21 protein-coding genes are annotated in these 19,396 nt (G+C 67.4%); 14 read left to right on the top strand and 7 right to left on the bottom strand.

Annotated features, from left to right (window positions below; translation table 11 throughout):
* Nucleotides 1-25: 25 nt before the first annotated feature.
* Complete coding sequence (locus ACODSL_RS09175; protein ID WP_488900377.1) at nucleotides 26-754, top strand: hypothetical protein; 729 nt, start codon at nucleotides 26-28, stop codon at nucleotides 752-754.
* A 31-nt stretch (nucleotides 755-785) separates the two neighbouring features.
* Here ACODSL_RS09175 and gmk read toward each other — a convergent pair whose 3' ends face one another.
* From gmk to fabD, 7 genes are all read right to left on the bottom strand, one after another.
* Nucleotides 786-1,439, bottom strand: coding sequence for a guanylate kinase (gene gmk, locus ACODSL_RS09180; protein ID WP_488900378.1), 654 nt, complete (start codon nucleotides 1,437-1,439; stop codon nucleotides 786-788).
* Nucleotides 1,429-2,310, bottom strand: a complete 882-nt coding sequence (locus ACODSL_RS09185) for a YicC/YloC family endoribonuclease (protein WP_488900379.1) — start codon at nucleotides 2,308-2,310, stop codon at nucleotides 1,429-1,431. Before ACODSL_RS09185 ends, gmk begins: the two co-directional genes overlap by 11 nt.
* Nucleotides 2,311-3,297 carry an endolytic transglycosylase MltG gene (gene mltG, locus ACODSL_RS09190; RefSeq protein ID WP_488900818.1) on the bottom strand — a complete coding sequence of 329 codons (987 nt, stop codon included), beginning with the start codon at nucleotides 3,295-3,297 and terminating at the stop codon, nucleotides 2,311-2,313.
* A gap of 35 nt (nucleotides 3,298-3,332) precedes the next feature.
* A complete protein-coding gene (fabF, locus tag ACODSL_RS09195; RefSeq protein ID WP_488900380.1) occupies nucleotides 3,333-4,613 on the bottom strand; it encodes a beta-ketoacyl-ACP synthase II in 1,281 nt (426 codons plus the stop codon).
* A 118-nt stretch (nucleotides 4,614-4,731) separates the two neighbouring features.
* Complete coding sequence (locus ACODSL_RS09200) at nucleotides 4,732-4,971, bottom strand: acyl carrier protein (RefSeq protein WP_488900381.1); 240 nt, start codon at nucleotides 4,969-4,971, stop codon at nucleotides 4,732-4,734.
* A 125-nt stretch (nucleotides 4,972-5,096) separates the two neighbouring features.
* Nucleotides 5,097-5,837: a 3-oxoacyl-[acyl-carrier-protein] reductase gene (gene fabG, locus ACODSL_RS09205; RefSeq protein WP_488900382.1), complete on the bottom strand. Its 741-nt coding sequence runs from the start codon at nucleotides 5,835-5,837 to the stop codon at nucleotides 5,097-5,099.
* Between the two features lie 124 nt (nucleotides 5,838-5,961).
* Entirely contained in the window at nucleotides 5,962-6,906 is a 945-nt protein-coding gene (fabD, locus tag ACODSL_RS09210) for an ACP S-malonyltransferase (RefSeq protein WP_488900383.1), read from the bottom strand.
* Between the two features lie 105 nt (nucleotides 6,907-7,011).
* Between fabD and ACODSL_RS09215 the strand changes: the two genes are divergently transcribed.
* The 13 genes from ACODSL_RS09215 to ACODSL_RS09275 all read left to right on the top strand — a co-directional run bounded on the left by ACODSL_RS09215 (nucleotide 7,012) and on the right by ACODSL_RS09275 (nucleotide 19,342).
* A complete protein-coding gene (locus ACODSL_RS09215; protein ID WP_488900384.1) occupies nucleotides 7,012-7,641 on the top strand; it encodes an HAD hydrolase-like protein in 630 nt (209 codons plus the stop codon).
* A 70-nt stretch (nucleotides 7,642-7,711) separates the two neighbouring features.
* Nucleotides 7,712-8,785, top strand: coding sequence for a zinc-binding dehydrogenase (locus ACODSL_RS09220; protein ID WP_488900385.1), 1,074 nt, complete (start codon nucleotides 7,712-7,714; stop codon nucleotides 8,783-8,785).
* A 102-nt stretch (nucleotides 8,786-8,887) separates the two neighbouring features.
* Entirely contained in the window at nucleotides 8,888-9,856 is a 969-nt protein-coding gene (locus tag ACODSL_RS09225; RefSeq protein ID WP_488900386.1) for a hypothetical protein, read from the top strand.
* A gap of 54 nt (nucleotides 9,857-9,910) precedes the next feature.
* A complete protein-coding gene (locus ACODSL_RS09230) occupies nucleotides 9,911-10,453 on the top strand; it encodes a peroxiredoxin (protein ID WP_488900387.1) in 543 nt (180 codons plus the stop codon).
* A 208-nt stretch (nucleotides 10,454-10,661) separates the two neighbouring features.
* Nucleotides 10,662-11,075: a 30S ribosomal protein S6 gene (rpsF, locus tag ACODSL_RS09235; RefSeq protein WP_488900388.1), complete on the top strand. Its 414-nt coding sequence runs from the start codon at nucleotides 10,662-10,664 to the stop codon at nucleotides 11,073-11,075.
* 14 nt (nucleotides 11,076-11,089) lie between these two features.
* Nucleotides 11,090-11,377 (top strand): 30S ribosomal protein S18, encoded by a 288-nt coding sequence (rpsR, locus tag ACODSL_RS09240; protein WP_488900389.1) that lies wholly within the window; start codon nucleotides 11,090-11,092, stop codon nucleotides 11,375-11,377.
* A gap of 13 nt (nucleotides 11,378-11,390) precedes the next feature.
* Entirely contained in the window at nucleotides 11,391-11,978 is a 588-nt protein-coding gene (gene rplI, locus ACODSL_RS09245) for a 50S ribosomal protein L9 (protein ID WP_488900390.1), read from the top strand.
* A gap of 183 nt (nucleotides 11,979-12,161) precedes the next feature.
* Nucleotides 12,162-13,649, top strand: a complete 1,488-nt coding sequence (locus ACODSL_RS09250) for a replicative DNA helicase (RefSeq protein WP_488900391.1) — start codon at nucleotides 12,162-12,164, stop codon at nucleotides 13,647-13,649.
* Between the two features lie 107 nt (nucleotides 13,650-13,756).
* Complete coding sequence (gene alr / locus ACODSL_RS09255; protein ID WP_488900392.1) at nucleotides 13,757-14,797, top strand: alanine racemase; 1,041 nt, start codon at nucleotides 13,757-13,759, stop codon at nucleotides 14,795-14,797.
* 84 nt (nucleotides 14,798-14,881) lie between these two features.
* On the top strand, nucleotides 14,882-16,243 hold the full coding sequence (gene radA / locus ACODSL_RS09260) for a DNA repair protein RadA (RefSeq protein WP_488900393.1): 1,362 nt from the start codon (nucleotides 14,882-14,884) through the stop codon (nucleotides 16,241-16,243).
* Nucleotides 16,234-16,851, top strand: coding sequence for a CvpA family protein (locus tag ACODSL_RS09265; RefSeq protein ID WP_488900394.1), 618 nt, complete (start codon nucleotides 16,234-16,236; stop codon nucleotides 16,849-16,851). The genes radA and ACODSL_RS09265 overlap by 10 nt, the downstream gene beginning before the upstream one ends.
* The gene (gene purF, locus ACODSL_RS09270; protein WP_488900395.1) at nucleotides 16,848-18,344 is read left to right on the top strand and encodes an amidophosphoribosyltransferase; all 1,497 of its coding nucleotides are present in this window, start codon (nucleotides 16,848-16,850) and stop codon (nucleotides 18,342-18,344) included. The genes ACODSL_RS09265 and purF overlap by 4 nt, the downstream gene beginning before the upstream one ends.
* Nucleotides 18,341-19,342, top strand: coding sequence for a bile acid:sodium symporter family protein (locus ACODSL_RS09275; RefSeq protein ID WP_488900396.1), 1,002 nt, complete (start codon nucleotides 18,341-18,343; stop codon nucleotides 19,340-19,342). The genes purF and ACODSL_RS09275 overlap by 4 nt, the downstream gene beginning before the upstream one ends.
* Nucleotides 19,343-19,396 lie beyond the last annotated feature (54 nt).

The raw sequence follows: 19,396 nt of genomic DNA on the forward strand, positions 1-19,396 counted from the left end.
CGGCCGGCGATCGTCGAGCACCCGCATGATCCTCTCGCTTCTTCTGCTCTTCGCACAGACGGCCGCCCCGGACGCGGCCTCCGTCAATCCCGAATGGATCAAACAGGCCGAGCCGTCAGGGCGTACCATCTTCGCCGATTTCATCGGCTTGCCCGGCAAGGTCACCTTGGACTGCCAGCTTCCGGTCTCAGGCATACCCGAGGATTGCAAGGTCGTCAGCGCGATCCCCGAAGGCGTTGGCTACGAGCGCGTGGCGCTTGGGGGAGTCTCGACGGGTCGACTTTCACCCAAGCTTGTGGACGGTCATCCCACGCCCACACGGGTGCGGTTCACGATGATCTTTCCCGCCGCGCCGCCTTTCCCGCCCTACGTGGGTCCGGAGCCTTCGGAAGAAGCGATGGCGTTGGCGCGCCCGATTGCCGAGCGGATCGTCCGCGGTCAGGCTTCGGGCCGGATCGTCGCCGACGTCGCCCCGGACAGGCAGGCCGTCGTCCAGTCCTGGATCGACGAGCTTCTCCCAGCCGACCCGGAAGGCGAGGCGCGGGGACTATCCCTCCGGTTTGCCCGAACGCTTTCGCTTGAGCAGCTGAGGAACCTCAACGCGGGATTGCCTCCCGGCGGGAATTTGCCGGACTTCAGGACGCTGAATGGCGCCCAGTCTCCAGATCCGAAATTGATCCGGGCCGGAGACGAACTGCGCCGCCGCTACTGCGCGGCCTACGACTGCAGGGATCCCACGCCGCAAAGCCAATAGCCGCGTAAGGGCAGAACAGCGCCCTGGCCCTCTAAAGCTCCGGCAGTTCCTCGGCCAGCAGCTCGTCGACGAACGGGGCGATCCACAGGTTGCGGACGGCCTTGCGGCGTTCGGCGTGGTAGATGTGGGCGAGGTCCGCGTAGGCCCGGTCGAAATCCTCGTTGAGGATCACGTAGTCAAAGGTCTCCCACTGAACGAGCTCGTCCTTGGCCCGGGCGATGCGTTCGCGGATGACCTCTTCGCTGTCCTGCGAGCGGGCCAGCAGGCGACGGCTCATCTCGGCCAGCGACGGCGGCAGGATGTAGACGAGAACCGAGTCGTCTGGCGCCTGGGCGTGAATCTTCATCGCGCCCTGGTAGTCGATGTCGAACAGGGTGCTCTCGCCGCGGGCCAGGGCTTCCATGATCGGGCCGCGCGGGCTGCCATAGCGATTCCCGTAGACCTCGGCCCACTCGAGGAAGTCGTCCTGCTCGATCATTCGATCGAACTCGGTGCGGTCGACGAAATGATAGTCGCGGCCTTCGTGCTCGCCGGGCCGCGGCTGACGCGTTGTCGCCGAGATCGACAGATGCAGGTCGGAATGGTCGGCGACGAGACGACGGGTCAGCGAGGTCTTGCCCACCCCGGACGGCGCCACGATCATCAGCATCAGGCCCCGTGTCTTCCGGGGCTCTTCACTCGACATTCTGCACCTGCTCGCGGAACTGCTCGATCACCGCTTTGAGGTCGAGGCCGATGGCGGTCAAGGCCGGCGTGGCCGATTTTGAACAGAGGGTGTTGGCCTCACGCATGAATTCCTGGGTCAGGAAGTCCAGACGGCGGCCAGCGGCGGCGTCGGAGGCCAGCAGATCGCGCGCGGCGGCGATGTGCGCCGCCAGGCGATCGAGCTCCTCGCGTACGTCCGCTTTCACGGCCTGGGCCGCGGCTTCCTGGATGATCCGGTCTTCCGAGGCGGCTTCGCCCGCCAGCTCCTTCAGGCGGCGGGCAAAACGGTCGCGGATCACGAGGGGTTGGCCGGCCGCTTCGGCGTCCGCGGCCTTCACCAGATCGGCCACGCGATCCATCTGCGCCGTCAGGACCGGAAGCAGAGCCGCGCCCTCGGCCAGCCGTGACGCCTTGAGGGCGTCAAGCGCGGCCAGCAGGCTCGTCGCCATGGCGGCTTCGACCGCCGCGCGGACAGCGGGATCATCTTCGGCGTCGACGGCCTCCAGCACGCCCCGCAGGGCCAGCAAGCCGTCCGCCGAGGGCGGTTGCGCCCGCCCCGCCTTCACCATGGGGGCCAGCAGGGCGAGATAGCGGTCGAGTTGATCGACGTTGACCGAAACCGCCACCGACGACTCGGCGCGTTTGGCCTGGAGGTTCACGTTCATCTGGCCGCGCTGGAAGCGGGTCTGGGCGCCGTCGCGAACACTCTTTTCGAGATGCTCGAACCCCGGCGGGCCGCGAAACCGGACTTCCAGATTGCGGCCATTGACCGAGCGGGCCTCGACCGCCCAGGACCAGGGCCCTTCGGCCCCTTCGACCCGGGCGAACCCGGTCATGCCCGAAAGCGCCACCTACTTGCCTGTCCGCGCGCGCCAGGCGCGCCACTTCGCGACGTTGCGCTCGTGCTCTTCATAAGTCGCGGCGAAGGCATGGCCGCCGGAACCGTCGGCGACAAAGAAGATGTAGTCCGTCGACGGCGGGTTCAGCACCGCGGCCAGCGAGGCGCCGCCCGGGTTGGCGATCGGCGTCGGGGGCAGGCCGTTGATGGCGTAGGTGTTATAGGGCGTCGGCGCCTGGAGTTCGGACAGCAGGATGCGTCGACCGAGCGGCCGGCCCTTGGTGATGCCGTAGATGATCGTCGGATCGCTCTCCAGCCGCATGCCCTTGAGCAGCCGGTTGATGAACACCGAGGCGACCTGAGGCCGTTCTCGGGCGACGCCGGTTTCCTTCTCAACGATCGAGGCGAGGATCACCGCCTCTTCGGGCGTGCGGATAGGCAGACCCTGTTTGCGCTGGGCCCAGAGGGTCGCCAGCCGCTTGTCGCGGGCGTCCATCATCCGCTGCAGCACCGCCGCGCGGTCCTCGCCGCGCTGGAAGTCATAGGTCTCCGGCAGGATGGCGCCTTCCGGCGGCGTCGGCGCGACGCCGGAGAGCGCCGGCTCGGCGTTGAGAATGTCGATGACCATGTCCGAGGTGATGCCCTCGGGGATGGTCACCTGGTGGCGCACCGTCTTGCCCGCGCGGATGGCGGAGAGAATGCGCGCCATCGAGGCCCGGGACTTGAACTCGTATTCGCCGGCCTTGAGGCTGCGCGCCGCGCCCGTCACCTGGGCCGCGGCGATGAAGATCGCGCTCGACCGGATCACATGGGCACGCTCGAGCGAGCCGGCGATCTCGTTGAGGCCGGCGCCCTTGCGCAGCATGACCACGGCCGGCTGGCCGTCTGACGTTGCGGGACCCGGTCCGCGGTAGCTCCAGACGCCCCACAGGCCGACGACCATGACGGCCAGGGACAAGGTCGCGAACGCGCTCGACGCCATGATGAACAGGCGACGCATCAGCGGCAGACCAGTGGATCGGGTGGCTTTTCGGCTCACGGGGCCTTCTTGAAGATCACGCAGGCGTTGGTGCCGCCGAATCCGAAGCTGTTGGACATGGCCACATCGATGGCCATCGGTTTCGCCTTGTGCGGGACCAGATCGATGGGCGTGTCGAACTCGGGGTTGTCGAGATTGATCGTCGGCGGCGCGATCTGGTCCCGCATGGCGAGGATCGAGAAGATCGCCTCCACCGCGCCGGCCGCGCCCAGCAGGTGGCCGGTCATCGACTTGGTCGAGGACATCGACACGTTCTTCGCATGATCGCCAAGCAGGCGGGTGACCGCGCCGAGCTCCAGGCCATCCGCCATCGTCGAGGTGCCGTGAGCGTTGACGTAGTCGATGTCGCTGGCCGCCAGGCCGGAGTCCTTCAGCGCCGCCGTCATGGCGCGGAAGCCGCCGTCGCCGTCCTCGGACGGGGCGGTGATGTGATAGGCGTCGCCGGAGAGGCCATAGCCGACCACTTCGGCGTAGATCGTCGCGCCGCGGGCCTTGGCGTGTTCGTACTCTTCCAGCACCACCACGCCCGCGCCCTCGCCCATGACGAAGCCGCCACGGTCCTTGTCGTAGGGACGCGAGGCCGTCTCGGGCTTGTCATTGAAGTCGGTGGCCATGGCGCGACAGGCGATGAAGCCGGCGACGCCCAGCGGGCAGATGGAGGCCTCGGCCCCGCCGGCGATCATGATGTCGGCGTCGCCGTACTTGATCAGCCGGGTCGCGTCCCCAATGGCATGGGCGCCGGTCGCGCAGGCGGTGACCACTGAATGGTTGGGGCCCTTGAAGCCATAGCGGATCGAGACCTGGCCAGAGGCCAGATTGATCAGCGCCGAGGGAATGAAGAACGGGCTGATCCGGCGCGGGCCCTTCTCGGCCAGCTCAAGCGCCGTCTTGGCAATCGTCGCCAGGCCGCCGATGCCGGAGCCGATGATCACGCCGGTGCGCAGCGCGGTTTCCTCGTCGACCTCGGTCAGGCCGGCGTCCTTCACCGCCTCGTCGGCGGCCGCCATGGCGTACAGGATGAAATCATCGACCTTGCGCTGGTCCTTGGGGGCCATCGTGTTGTCGGGATTGAACGCGCCCTCGACATCGGGGCCGCCGCCGCCCCGTCCGTCGACGCGCGGAATCTCGCAGGCGACCTGACAGGCGTACTCTTCGGGATCGAAGGTGGTGATCCGGCCGGCGCCCGACTTGCCCGCCAGAATGCCCTTCCAGGTCGTCTCGACGCCATGCCCCAACGGGGTCAGGAGGCCAAGACCGGTGACGACGACACGCCGCATGGGATCAACTCCTTCGCCCCGGAAGACCGCCCGGGGTCAGCTCAAAACGAAGCCGCCGCGCGCGTCGGGGAATCCCGACACCGCGCGGCGGTGAATCGACCGGAAAAGGGTCAGCGGATCAACCGCCGACTTTTTCCGAGATGAACTTCACGGCGTCGCCGACCGTCTGGATGTGTTCAGCGGCGTCGTCGGGGATTTCGATGTCGAATTCCTCTTCGAAGGCCATCACCAGCTCGACGTTGTCGAGGCTGTCAGCGCCCAGGTCATCGATGAAGCTCGCCTTCTCGGTGACCTTCTCGGGATCGGCGTCGAGATGCTCGATGACGATCTTACGCACACGCTCGAGAATGTCGGACATTCGTTCTGGTCCTCTTTAAGTCTTTAGTTGTCCCGGCCGCCGCGGCGGTCTCGGGAAATCGGTGGCTTCGCTACCATGTTCCATCGGGGGAGGCCAGCGGCCAGCCGACGGATCGATGGTGGTCGTCAGATCATCGCCATGCCGCCGTTCACGTGCAAGGTCTGACCCGTGACATAGGCGCCTTCCTCGCTCGCAAGATAGACGCAGGCAGCCGCGACATCCTCGCCCGAACCGAGCCGGCCGGACGGGATTTTCCCAAGGATTGCCGCGCGTTGCGCGTCGTTGAGGTCTTCGGTCATGGGGCTGGCGATGAACCCGGGGGCGACGGTGTTCACTGTCACGTTACGCGTGGCGACTTCCTGGGCCAGGGCCTTGGAAAACCCGATCATGCCGGCCTTCGACGCGGCATAGTTGGCCTGGCCAGGGTTGCCGGTGACGCCGACGACGGAGGTGATTCCGATGATCCGGCCCCAGCGGCGCTTCATCATGCCCTTCAGGGCGGCGCGGGAGAGGCGGAAATAGGACTCCAGGTTCACCTTGATTACCTGTTCCCAGTCCTCGTCCTTCATCCGCAGCATCAGGCCGTCGCGGGTAATGCCGGCGTTGGCCACCAGAATGTCAACCGGCAGCCCCGCAGCCGCCTCGGCGGCCGCGATCAGGCCGTCGACGCTGTCGGAGTCGGACAGGTTGGCCGTCACCGCGCTGGTGCGCCCGCCCAGTTCGGCGGCAAGGGCTTCAAGGGCCGCCTCGCGGGTGCCCGAGAGGACGACGTGAGCGCCCTGCGCGTGCAGCGCCCGGGCGATGGAGCCGCCGATGCCGCCTGTGGCGCCGGTGACGAGGGCGGTCTTGCCGGTGAGGTCGAACATTCTCTTCTCCCGCTCATCCCGGCGAAGGCCGGGACCCAGGTTTGTTTGTGTTCCTGTCCGTATCCTCCGGGCCTAGTGAAAAAGCCTGGGTCCCGGCCTTCGCCGGGATGAACGGATCAGGGGCTCAGAGACTCTTCGCGAACGCTTCCAGATCCGCCGGGGTATTCAGCGGCGTAGCCTCTGCGTCGGGGGCGATGCGCTTGGCCATGCCGGACAGGACCTTGCCGGCGCCGGCCTCGGCGAAGCGGGTAACACCGCCCTCCCCGGCCAGCCAGATCATGCTCTCGCGCCAGCGGACGCGGCCTGTGACCTGTTCGACCAGCATCTTGCGGATGGCTTCCGGATCGAGCGTCGGACGCGCCGTGACATTGGCCACCAGCGGCGCGCGCGGCGCCAGGATGGTCGTGCCGGCCAGCGCCGTGGCCATCTCGTCGGCGGCGGGCTGCATGAGCGGACAGTGGAACGGCGCCGAAACGTTCAGGGGAATGGCGCGGGCGCCGAGCTCCTTGGCCTTCTCGATAGCGCGGTCGACGCCTGCCTTGTCGCCGGAAATGACCACATTGCCGTTGTTGTTGTCGTTGGCCACGACGCAGACGCCGACCTCGGCGCCCGCGGCCGCGGCCGCTTCGGCGAGAGCGACGTCTGTCTTCGGACCGATCAGCGAGGCCATGGCGCCGAGACCGACGGGCACGGCGCGCTGCATCGCCTGGCCGCGCAGCTTCAGCAGGCGGGCCGTGTCGGTCAGGCTGATCGCGCCGGCGGCGGCGAGCGCCGAATACTCGCCGAGCGAGTGACCGGCGACGAAGGCGGCCTTTTCGACCGGAACGCCCATTTCTTTTTCGAGCACCCGCATGACCGCCAGACTGACGGCCATCAACGCCGGCTGGGCGTTTTCCGTCAGCGTCAGGTCGGTCTCCGGCCCCTCGCGCATCAGCCGCGAAAGCTTCTGCGACAAGGCGTCGTCGACTTCCTGGAACACTTCGCGGGCGCTGGCGAAGGCCTCGGCGAGGTCCGCGCCCATGCCGACGGTCTGGCTGCCCTGGCCGGGAAAGATGAAGGCGAGGCTCATGGGGTCCTCTCCGAATAAGTGACGAATCCGGCGCGCACGGTTAGGGGAAAGGTGCACAACGGGCAACCGTCACGGTTTTTTCCGTTCCGCATCAGGAAGATTTCATTGGCCGCGTACAAACTGGTCATCTTCGACTTCGACGGCACGCTCGGCGACACGTTCGGCTGGATGCTGGATACGTCGGACGCGCTGGCGGACAGATTCGGCTATCGCAAGATCGATCGAAGCCAGCTCGACACCCTGCGCCATCTGAGCGCGCGGGAGATGATGAAGATCCACAAGCTGCCGGCGCTGAAGGTGCCGGCGATCGCCGCGCACTTCCAGAAGCTGATGAAGGAAGACGCCGGCCGGATCGCCCTGTTCGACGGCGTCGAGGACATGCTGCGCTCGGTTCACGCGGCGGGCGTGACGATGGCGGTCGTCAGCTCCAACTCCGAAGAGAACATCCGCATCGTTCTGGGGCCCGAGCTCTGCGAGCTGATCGGCATGTTCAACTGCGGGGCCTCGATGTTCGGCAAGGCGAGCAAGTTCCGCAAGGTGCTGAAGCGACTCGGCGTGAAGCCCGGCGAGACGATCAGCATCGGCGACGAAATCCGGGACCTGGACGCCGCGCGTGAAGTTGGCCTCGCGACCGGCGTGGTGTGCTGGGGGTACACGGCGCCCGACGCCCTCAGGAGTCAAAAGCCGGACGCGGTCTTCGAGACTGTCGCAGAGATCACCGCCCACCTGGTCTGATACCGGCTGTTGGCGCTGGCGTTGCCCTCACGTCATCCCCTAGGCTCGAAAGAAAACAGGGAGAACGACCATGCGCGCAGTCGTGCGGCGAGCCGGCAAACTGGTGTGCGACACGATCGAGGAGCGCGATCCGGGCCCCGGCCAGGTGCGGGTCAGGACCCTCGCCTGCGGCATCTGCGGATCGGACCTGCATGCCCTGCATTACCTTGATCACATGGTCGAGATGGGTCGCCGGTCCGGCGGCGGCGGCGACATGGACCCGAAGAAGGACATCGTCTTCGGCCACGAGTTCTGCGCCGAGGTGCTAGAAGGTGGCCCCGGAGCGAACCGTTTCAAGGCCGGCACGCGCGTCGTCTCGATGCCGGTCAACCTGGGCCCAGAGGGCTTCGACGCAGTCGGCTATTCCAACAAGTATCCCGGCGGATTCGCCGAGCGGATGATCCTGACCGAGGGCCTTCTGCTGGAGGTGCCCAACGGCCTGTCGACCGATCACGCCGCACTGACCGAGCCGATGGCCGTCGGCGTGCATGCCGTGGCCAGCGCTGCGCTGGACAAGAATTCCGTCGCCCTGGTGCTGGGCTGCGGCCCTGTCGGCCTGGCGGTCATCGCCGCGCTCAAGATGCGCGGTCACGGCCCGATCATCGCGGCGGACTTCTCGCCGCGCCGCCGCGCCGCCGCCGAGGCCATGGGCGCAGACGTCATCGTCGACCCGGCCGAGACAGGCCCGCACACCAAATGGACCGAGTTCGGCGTGCCCTCGACCCTTGCCGGCATGCAGGCGGCGATGTTCGGCGGCCAGAGCTTCGGCCGCCCCGTCGTCTTCGAATGCGTCGGCGCGCCGGGCGTACTGCAGAGCGTCATCGAGGGCTGCCCGCCCAAGGCCCAGATCATCGTCGCCGGCGTCTGCATGGAGCCGGACAGGATCGAGCCCTCGCTGGCGATCAACAAGCAGCTCGATCTGCGTTTCGTGCTCGGCTACCAGCCCGACGAATTCGCCCAGACGCTCAGTGACATCGCCGAAGGGCGGATCAATGTGGAGCCGCTGATCACCGCAAAGGTCGGTCTCGACGGCGTGGCCCAGGCCTTCGTCGATCTTGGCAATCCGGAGACCAATGTGAAGATCCTGGTCGACCCGGCGCTCTGACGCCCCCCGTATGAGGGTATGCGGAACGGCCGGCGACGCGCCACGGTGGCGGATCGTCGTGCGGCCTGCCCGCACGCGCCATTCCGTCGCCGTGGGGTCGCTGTGAAGAAGATTGTGCTGGCTCTGATCGCGCTGCTGGTTTCGGCCGGAGGCGCCTATGCCGCCGCCGCGCCCGACAGCATCCGCCGGGCGGTCCAGGCCGAAATCGATGCGGTCATGGCGCCGGATCCCCACGATCCGGACGACGCCGACTACAATCCTCCGGCCTTCACGGCGTCGGCGGCGATGTTCCGCCGCGTGGTGGTGAATGACGACGGCGTCGCGGACTGGCGCGTCGACTTCGAGAAGGCCCCCAACGCCTCCTACTTCTGCGGCACCGGCGGCTGCCGGCAGCAGCTCTGGGTGTCGAACGCCACCGGCGGCTTCGATCTAGTGATGGATACCCAGGTCCGGATGATCAAGCTCCGTCGCGCGAGGACCGGAACACGGCTCGACGTCGACTTCCACGGCTCGATCTGCGGCGGGTTCGGCGTCGATCCCTGCCCGCGCAGCTACGCCTGGTCCGGCTCGATCAACCGCTTCGTCGCTCGGGTCGGGACCGGGGGCGAGACCTTCCTGGCGGGCGGTCCCGTGCGGCTGGTCATTCCGCCCGAGGCGAGCCTGCCGGCGCCTGTGCGCGCGGCCCTGGCGGAGCGCACGGCCCGCTGCAAGGCGCTCGGCCGGACCTATCCTTACGAGGAGGCCTTCGTCACCGAACTCGGCGACCTGAACGCCGACGGGCAACCGGACTGGGTTGTCGGCGGCCCCTATGACACCTGCGCCTGGGCCGAGGATGCGCCCGAGAGCGTGCCGATGCTGCCGATCATCGTCTTTGTCAGCACCCCGGCGGGCCATGTCGCCGCCTGGCGCGGCGAGGGTGTCGAATGGGGGCTCGACGTGACCGGGGTCGCGGCGACCTTTGTAACGCTCGGCGGCGCAGACGACTGCGGTCTCAACGGCAAGGACTGCAAACGGACCTGGTGGCGTTGGGACGGCTCGGCGCTGGTCGCCGGGGCCGCTACACAACCATGACTGGACGCCCTCGCCGGACGGTCTAACTATCCCGGTGAACCGGGAGTCCCTGTCATGAAACGCCTTGCCGCCGCCGCCGTCGCCCTGTCGCTCGTCGCGGCCCCCGCCTTTGCGGCGCTGAAGGTCGGCGTGACCGCTCCCGACTTCACCACCACCGCCTTCAAGGGCGGCCAGCCCTCGCCATTCAAGCTATCGACGGCCCTGAAGAAGAACCAGCTCGTGGTGCTGTACTTCTTCCCGTCAGCCTACACCTCCGGCTGCACCATCGAGGCGCATGAGTTCGCCGTCGCCACACCGGAGTTCGCCGCCATGGGCGCCAGCGTCGTCGGCGTCACCGCCGGCCGGGTCGAAGATCTGGCGAAGTTCTCGAAGGAAGAATGCCGGGACGCCTTCCCGGTCGCCGGGGTGAGCGCCGACACGATCAAGGCCTACGACGCCGTGCTGGCCTTCAAGCCGAGCCTGTCAGACCGCGTCACCTACGTCATCGCGCCGGACGGCAAGATCCTGCTGGCCTACACGGCCCTCACCGACCCGACCTCGCACATCGCCAAGGCCAAGGAAGCCGTCACCGCCTGGCGCAGGACGCACCCGAAGTAGGAGCGAAGGGGACAGGCGACTGCGGTACATGTCCCCGGCCGCGCTTGCCTTTGCGGCCAATCTCGCTTACTAGCGCGCCCTTCACGGAAGGCGGTCTCTCGCGGAGCCTTTCAGGTCGGGAAACTCCCGGCCGCCGCGAACAGACCCATCGTGACTTCGGGAGCTTCCGCCCGGAGCCGCGCCGCCTTCCAAACGGAAGAAGGAAAACATGGCGCTTTACGAACACGTGCTCATCGCACGGCAAGACATCTCGCCCCAACAGGCTGAGCAACTCAACGAAGATATGAAGGCCATCATTGAAGGTCTCGGCGGCCACATCGCCAAGATCGAGTACTGGGGCCTGCGTAACCTCACCTACCGCATCAAGAAGAACCGCAAGGGTCACTATTCCCTTATGGCCATCGACGCTCCGGCGCCGGCCGTGAAGGAAATGGAACGCCAGCTGTCGATCAACGAAGACGTGCTGCGCTACATGACCGTCCGCGTCGAGGAACTCGACCTGGAACTGTCGCCGGTTCTCGCCCGCCGCGATCGCGATCGCAGCGACCGTCCCGACCGCCCTGAACGTGGCGATCGTCCCGACCGTGGCGATCGTCCCCGCGACGACTTCGTGCCGGCGTAAGGGAGAAACAGATCATGTCCGATATCGATATCTCGCCTGAAGACGACGCCCCCTCGGCCGCTCCGGCCGCCGCCGGCGCCCGTCGCCCCTTCTATCGTCGTCGCAAGGTTTGCCCGTTCTCGGGCGCCGGCGCGCCGAAGATCGACTACAAGGACGTCAAGCTCCTTCAGCGTTACGTCTCCGAGCGCGGCAAGATCGTGCCGTCGCGCATCACCGCCGTCTCGGCCAAGAAGCAGCGTGAGCTGGCCCGCGCCATCAAGCGCGCCCGCTTCCTCGCCCTGCTCCCCTACGTCGTGAAGTAAGGGAACCGGACCGATGAAAGTTATCCTGCTCGAACGCGTGGAGGGCCGCGGCGCCCTCGGCGACGTCGTCACCGTCAAGGACGGCTTCGCGCGCAACTACCTCCTGCCCCGCCACAAGGCGCTCCGGGCCACGGCCGCCAACCTGAAGGTCTTCGACGCCCAGCGCGCCGAGATCGAGGTTCGCAACGCCCACGCCAAGGAAGCCGCCGCTGAAGCGGGTACGGCCCTCGACGGCACGTCCTACATCCTGATCCGTCAGGCAGGCGAAACCGGTCAGCTGTACGGCTCGGTCTCCGGCCGCGACGTTGCCGACATGGTCAACGCCGCCGGCGGCAAGATCGACCGCGCGATGGTCATCCTCGACAAGCCGATCAAGACCCTGGGCGTTCACCCCGTGAAGGTGAAGCTGCACGCGGAAGTCACCGTTTCGGTGAACATCAACATCGCCCGCTCCGCGGACGAAGCTGAGCGTCAGGCCAAGGGCGAGAACGTCATCGCCTCGCAGTACGACGAAGACGCGGCCCTGGCGGCCGAGTCCGCGGCCGACATGCTCGAGGGCGGCGCCGGCTCGCACGACGGCGGCTTCGGCGACGACCGCTAGGTCGTTTCCAAAGGCTGAAAAATCAGGGCGGTCCGGTTCTCCGGGCCGCCCTTTTTCATGTCGCGCACATGTGTAGGCCGGCCCGCCCGGAGCCGTGCGAACATACATGGAACTCCACAACTGAATCGCGGGTGCGACGGATCGATCCGCGCGGCCGCGAACCGACTTCGTTAACCTAGGCTCATGGCTCTCGTTCCAGCGCTCGATCTCCGTCCGGTCCACAATGACGCGCCCCTCGCGGTGGCGCCGTCGAACATCGAGGCCGAGCAGGCCCTGCTCGGGGCCCTGCTCTATGACAACGCCGCCTATGAGCGGCTGAGCGACCGGCTGCAGGCGCGCCACTTCTACGAACCGTTCCACCAGCGGCTGTTTGCGGCGCTCGAATCCCATATCCGCAAGGGTCAGCTGGCCGAACCGATCCTGCTCGCCGACGAATTCAAGCAGGATCCGGCGTTCGAGGAACTGGGCGGCGTCCGCTATCTGGCCGACCTCGTCGACCGCGCTCCGCCGGCGGCCAATGCGCCTGACTATGCCCGCGCAATCTATGATCTGGCGCTGCGTCGCGACCTGATCCGCATCGGGGGCGAGATCACTGTCGAGGCCCAGGCGCATGACGCCGACATTTCGGCGCGCGACCAGATCGAGGCTGCCGAACAGAAACTCTACACCCTGGCCGAAAGCGGCACCGCATCGACGGGGTTCGTCAACTTCGCCGACGCCCTGACCGGGGCCGTGCAGATGGCCGCGGAAGCCTACAGTCGCGACGGCGGCCTGGCCGGCGTTTCGACTGGCCTGACCGATCTGGACAAGCAGCTGGGCGGCCTTCACCCCTCGGACCTGCTGATCCTTGCCGGCCGACCGTCGATGGGGAAGACGGCGCTGGCGACCAACATCGCCTTCAGCGTGGCCCGCGCCTACGCGTGGGAGCCGCAGCCCGACGGGACGCGCAAGACTGTCAACGGCGGGGTCGTCGCCTTCTTCTCGCTGGAAATGAGCGCCGAGCAGCTGGCCATGCGTCTGCTGGCGGATGTGTCGGGCGTCTCGTCGGACCGCCTGCGCAAGGGCGAGATCGACGCCAGCGAGTTCGGCAGGGTCCGCGACGGGGCCATCGAGGTGCAGGAAGCGCCGTTGTTCATCGACGCGACCGGCGGCCTGTCGATCGCCAAGCTGACCGCCCGGGCCAGACGCCTGAAGCGCCAGCACGGCCTCGACCTGATCGTTGTCGACTACCTGCAGCTGGTGACCACAGACGGCTCAAAGGGCGACAACCGCGTGCAGGAAGTGTCGGCCATCACCGGCGGCCTCAAGGCCCTGGCCAAGGAACTGGGTGTGCCCGTCATCGCCCTGTCCCAGCTCTCGCGTCAGGTCGAAAACCGCGAGGACAAGCGGCCTCAACTCTCGGACCTGCGGGAATCGGGCTCGATCGAGCAGGACGCGGACGTCGTCATGTTCGTCTATCGCGAGGCCTACTACCTCAGCCGCGCCGAACCGCGCGAGGGCACGCCCGAACACATGACCTGGCAGGAAGACCTGGAGAAGATCAACAACGTCGCCGAAGTGATCATCGGCAAGCAGCGTCACGGTCCGATCGGCACGGTAAAGCTGCACTTCCACGGCGACACCACCAAGTTCGGCAACCTCGCCCGTGAAGGCCGTTTCGACGTCCGGTAGAGTCTTCGCGCGGAAGGCGGGAAGTTCGGTCAATTCTGGCGCCCATCCGGCCGATGGAAGCCGCGGATCGTTGACGCCTGCCCCTCGCCTCCCTTACGCCCGCTGCCATGACAACCGCGCTTCTCACGCTTGATCTGAACGCTCTCGCCCGCAACTACGCGACGCTGCGGGACATCGCCGGCGTCGAAGCCGCGCCGGCGATCAAGGCCGATGGGTACGGCATCGGGGCCATTGAAGCAGGGTTGCGGCTGTGGCGCGAGGGCGCGCGCAGCTTCCACGTCGCCCGCCTCACCGAAGGCGAAGCCCTGCGTGTCGCGCTCGGCGACCGTCCCGCGACCATTTATGTGCTCGACGGACCGACGCTTGAGTCAGGACGACGCCTGATCGATGCCGACCTGACGCCGGTGATCAACAGCCTCGACCAGGCCGCTGTCTGGGACGGGCCCGCCGCCATCCATGTCGACACCGGCATGAACCGGCTGGGCCTTTCCCTCGCCGAGGCGAAGACGCTCGCCGGCCGGAGAGACGTCGTGCTGGTCATGAGCCATCTGGCCTGCGCCGGCCAGCCGGATCACCCGATGAACCGGCTCCAGCTGACCCGCTTTCGCGAGGCGCGGGCGCTGTTCCCCGCCGCGCCCGCCAGTCTGGCCAGTTCAGGCGGCATCTTCCTCGGCCCTGACTACGGGTTCGACCAGGTCCGGCCGGGCATCAGCCTGTTTGGCGGCGGCCCGCAGGGTCGGACTGACGGCCGCATCCGCGCGGTCGCAACGCTCGAGGCGGAAATCCTGCAGGTCCGGCACGTCCCGGTCGGCGAGACCATCGGCTATGGCGGGACCTTTACCGCCGAGCGGGCGCTGACCGTGGCCATTCTGGCCGCCGGCTATGCGGACGGCGTCCCCTGGTCCGCCTGTCCCGACGGTCAGGTCTGGTTTGAAGGCGCGCGCCGCCGCATGGTCGGCCGCATCTCCATGGACATGATCGCCGTCGACCTGACCGGCTGCGCGACGGCGACGCCGGGGGCGCTGGTCGAAATCCTCGGGCCCAACCTGCCGGTGGACGACGCGGCGGCGGCAGCGGGAACCAACGCCTATGAACTGCTGACCCGCCTGTCGAACCGCGCCGAACGTCGTTACGTCGGCGGCGTATAAAGAGGGCGCGAACGAAGGCGGAACACCCGCGCCACGGCCGGGGTTTACCGCTATGGTGGCCCCGATCCCGAATCAGGAGTTCGCATGGCCCGCGACGGCGCCGTCTATGTCTGCCAGGCCTGCGGCGCGGCCCAGTCGAAGTGGGCGGGGCAATGTCCCGCCTGCAACGCCTGGAACAGCCTTGTCGAGGAGGTGACGTCCCGCGCGCCCGGATCCATGACGGCGAGCAAGGCGACCAAGACCCGCGGCCTCGCCTTCGAAGGCCTGCAGAGTGAAACCCCCGCCCCCCCCCGCATCGCCACCGGCGTCGACGAATTCGACCGGGTCTGCGGCGGCGGCGTGGTGCCCGGCAGCGCCATCCTGCTCGGCGGCGACCCTGGGGTCGGCAAGTCAACGCTCCTGCTGCAGGTCGTCGCCCAGGCAGCCCTGCGCGGCGTGTCCTGCGCCTACATTTCCGGCGAGGAGGCCGTGGAACAGGTTCGGGGCCGCGCCGCCCGCATGGGTCTGGCCCACGCCCCGGTGAAGCTGGCCGCCGAGACGGCCCTGCGCGACATCATGGATGGCCTGAAGAAGGAGCATTTCGACCTCGTCGTCATCGACTCGATCCAGACCATGTGGAGCGACGCCCATGAGGCCGGACCCGGCTCGGTGACCCAGGTGCGCAATTGCGCGTCCGAACTGGTCCGACTGGCCAAGAAGCGCGGCGTGGCCGTGATCCTGGTCGGCCACGTCACCAAGGACGGCCAGATCGCCGGGCCGCGGGTCGTGGAACACATGGTCGATGCGGTGCTGAGCTTCGAAGGCGAGCGGGGATACCCCTTCCGCATTCTGCGCGGGGCCAAGAACCGTTTCGGCGCCACCGACGAGATCGGCGTGTTCGAGATGGGCGACGTCGGCCTGAGCCAGGTGATCAACCCCTCGGCGCTGTTCCTCAACGAGGGCGGCGAGCGAGCGGCCGGCGCGGCGGTGTTCGCCGGCATCGAGGGTTCACGGCCGGTCCTTGTGGAGTTTCAGGCCCTTGTGGCGCCCTCGGCCTATGGAACGCCGCGTCGTGCCGTGGTCGGCTGGGACTCCGGTCGACTGGCGATGGTGCTGGCGGTGCTGGAATCGCGCTGCGGTCTCGCCTTCGGCAACAAGGACGTCTACCTCAATGTCGCCGGCGGGCTGCGCATCACCGAACCGGCCGCCGACCTCGCGGCGGCGGCGGCGTTGGCCTCCTCGGCGCTCGATGAGGCCCTTCCCCAGGACTGTGTCGTGTTCGGCGAGGTCAGCCTGTCCGGAGAGGTCCGCCCCGTCGGTCGGGCCGAGACCCGCCTCAAGGAAGCCGCGAAGCTGGGGTTCAGACGGGCCCTGGCCCCGATGGGCGCGGGCGACACGCTCGCGGTGACCGGCGTCTCGCGCCTGGTGGACGCCGTGACCCGCATCGGAGAACAGCAATGGAGCTGACGCAGTTCGACTTCATCGCGGGGCCGCTGCTGCTGGTCTCGGCGATCATCGGCTTCACGCGGGGCGCGACGAAGGAGCTGATGACGATCCTTGCGTTCCTTCTGGCGGCCATTCTGGCGGTGGTTTGCCTGCGGTTCACGGCGCCGGCCGGCAAGGCGCTGATCGATCCCGACTGGGCGGGGGTCGCCCTGGCCCTTCTAATCGTCTTTGGCCTGACCTATATCGCCGTGAGACTGCTCGGCGCGAACCTGGAGAGCCGCGTCCGCGAGACGCAGACCATGGGCGTGCTGGACCGCGGTGTCGGTACGGGCTTCGGCCTGATCCGCGCGTTGGTGCTGCTGGGCGGGTTCAACCTGCTGTTCCACATGGCTACGCCCGTGGAGACAGCGCCGCGCTGGGTGACCAGCGGGGTGTTCTATCCGGTGTCGGAAGCCTCTGGGCGCCTGCTCAAGGCCTTTGCGCCGAACGGCTTTTCGGTGGCCAGATCGGTGGCGCCGAAGGTCGAGAAGGCGGTCCGCGACGGCGTCCTGGCGCCCAAGCCGGGCGAAAAGGGCTATGAGGCGCTCGAGCGCAACGCCGTGGACGATCTGGTGGAGAAAACCCGATGACCGCTAGCCGGACGAGCGACCGACAGGTTCATATCCCCGCCCGCGATCCCGACGACGACACCCTGCGACTGGAGTGCGGCGTCTTCGGCGTGTTCGACGTCACGGACGCCGCCGCCGTTGTGGCGCTGGGCCTGCATGCCCTGCAGCATCGCGGCCAGGAAGCCTGCGGCATCGCCGCCTTCGATGGCCACAGCTTCACCACGGAACGTCACATCGGCCATGTCGGCGAGGCCTTTACCGGTCCCGACCTGGTGGATCGCATGCCGGGCCAGTACGCTATCGGCCACACCCGCTACGCCACAGCGGGCGGGAGCGGAATTCGCAACGTCCAGCCGATGTTTGCCGATCTTGAGGCCGGCGGCGTGGCCCTGGCCCACAACGGCAATCTGACCAATTTCCTGACCCTGCGCGAGCAGCTGGTGTCGGACGGCGCCATCTTCCAGTCGACCTCGGACAGCGAAGTGATCCTGCACCTGATCGCCCGGTCCCGTAAGGCGCGGGTGGTCGATCGATTCATCGACGCGATCGGCCAGATCGAGGGCGGCTACGCCCTGGTGGCCCTGACCAACAAGAAGCTGATCGGCGTGCGTGATCCACTGGGTATCCGGCCGCTGGTGCTGGGCGATCTGAACGGCAAGCCGGTTCTGGCGTCCGAGACCTGCGCCCTGGACATGATCGGCGCGACCTTTGTGCGCGACGTGGAGCATGGCGAAATCGTCGTCATCTCCGAGACGGGCGTTGAGAGCCTCAAGCCCTTCCAGACCGGCAAGGCCCGCCCCTGCGTGTTCGAGTATGTCTATTTCGCCCGTCCGGACAGCGTGGTGAACGGCCGGTCGGTCTATGGCGTGCGCAAGCGGATGGGCATGCGGCTGGCCGAGGAGACGCCATGCGGCGCGGATGTCGTCGTGCCGGTGCCGGACAGCGGTGTGCCGGCTGCGCTCGGTTACGCCCAGGCCAGCGGCATTCCCTATGAGCTGGGCATCATTCGCAGCCACTTTGTCGGCCGCACCTTCATCCAGCCGACCCAGAGCGTACGGGAGCTGGGCGTGCGCATGAAGCACAGTCCCAACCGGGCCGTGCTCGAAGGAAAGAGGGTCGTCCTGATCGACGACTCGATCGTGCGCGGCACCACCAGCCGCAAGATCGTACGCATGGTCCGTGAGGCCGGCGCGACCGAGGTTCACCTGCGCTCGGCCAGTCCGCCGATCATGTGGCCGGACTTCTACGGCATCGACATGCCTGACCGGGACAAGCTGCTGGCCGCGCGCAAGTCGCTGGCCGAGATGACGGCGTTTCTTGAGGTCGACAGCCTGGGCTTCCTGTCGGTCGAGGGGCTCTACTGGGCGCTGGAGGCCGGTCCGCGCGATCCGGCCTGTCCCCAGTTCACCGACCACTATTTCACCGGCGACTATCCAACCCGCCTGCTCGATCGCGAAATCGCCGAGGGCGGCCACGACAACAGCCGCCAGCTGTCGTTCCTGGTCAGCGCGTGAGTCAGGCGGGCACGGGCTGGCTGAAGAGCCTGAAACCCGACCCCTATGTGCTGGCCCTTCTGGGCACGGTCGTTCTGGCCTCGTTTCTGCCCGTGCGCGGCGAGGTCGCAGGCGGCCTTTCCCTGGCCGCCAAGGGTGTGATCGCCCTGCTCTTCTTCCTGCACGGGGCCAAGCTGTCGCGCGAAGCCGTTGTCGCCGGGATCACCCACTGGCGCCTGCATCTGACCGTCCTGTCGGTCACTTTCGTCGCCTTCCCGCTCCTGGGCCTGGCGGCAGGACTGCTGCCCGAAAGCCTCTTGCCGAAGTCGCTGGCGATGGGCGTGCTGTTCCTCGCGTGCCTGCCGTCGACGGTGCAATCCTCGATCGCCTTCACCTCGATCGCCCGGGGCAACATCGCCGCCGCTGTTTGCAGCGCGTCCGCTTCCAACCTGCTCGGAATGGTCCTGACGCCCCTGCTCGTGGGCCTGTTGCTCCACGCCCAGGGCAACGCCCTCAGCTTCAGCGCCATCCAGTCGATCGCCCTGCAGCTGCTCGCGCCGTTCATCGCCGGACAGCTGGCGCGGCGCTGGGTCGCGCCGTGGCTCGAACGACGCAAGAAGATCATCGGTCTCGTCGACCGCTTTTCCATTCTGCTGATCGTCTATTCTGCCTTCAGCGGCGCGGTCATCGCAGGCGTCTGGAAGCAGATCTCGGGCTGGGAGCTGGCCGTGGTGGTTCTGCTCAGCGCGGTGATGCTGGCCATCGTCCTCGCCGGATCCAGACAGCTGGCGAAGGCGCTCGGATTTTCGACCGAAGACGAGATCACTATCGTCTTCTGTGGCTCGAAGAAGAGCCTTGTCACCGGCGCCCCGATGGCCGCCATTCTGTTCCCGGCGGCCACGGCCGGCCTGATGATCATTCCGCTGATGGTGTTCCACCAGATGCAGATGATGGCCTGCGCGGTGATCGCCCAACGGTACGCCGCCCGGCCGGATCGATCCGTGCCGGGCTTGTCCTGAATCAAAGGCCGCTGCCGCCCCGGCGCCTATGGTTCGGGTCGACTGAAACCGACG

Source organism: Caulobacter sp. FG121 (assembly GCF_057809815.1).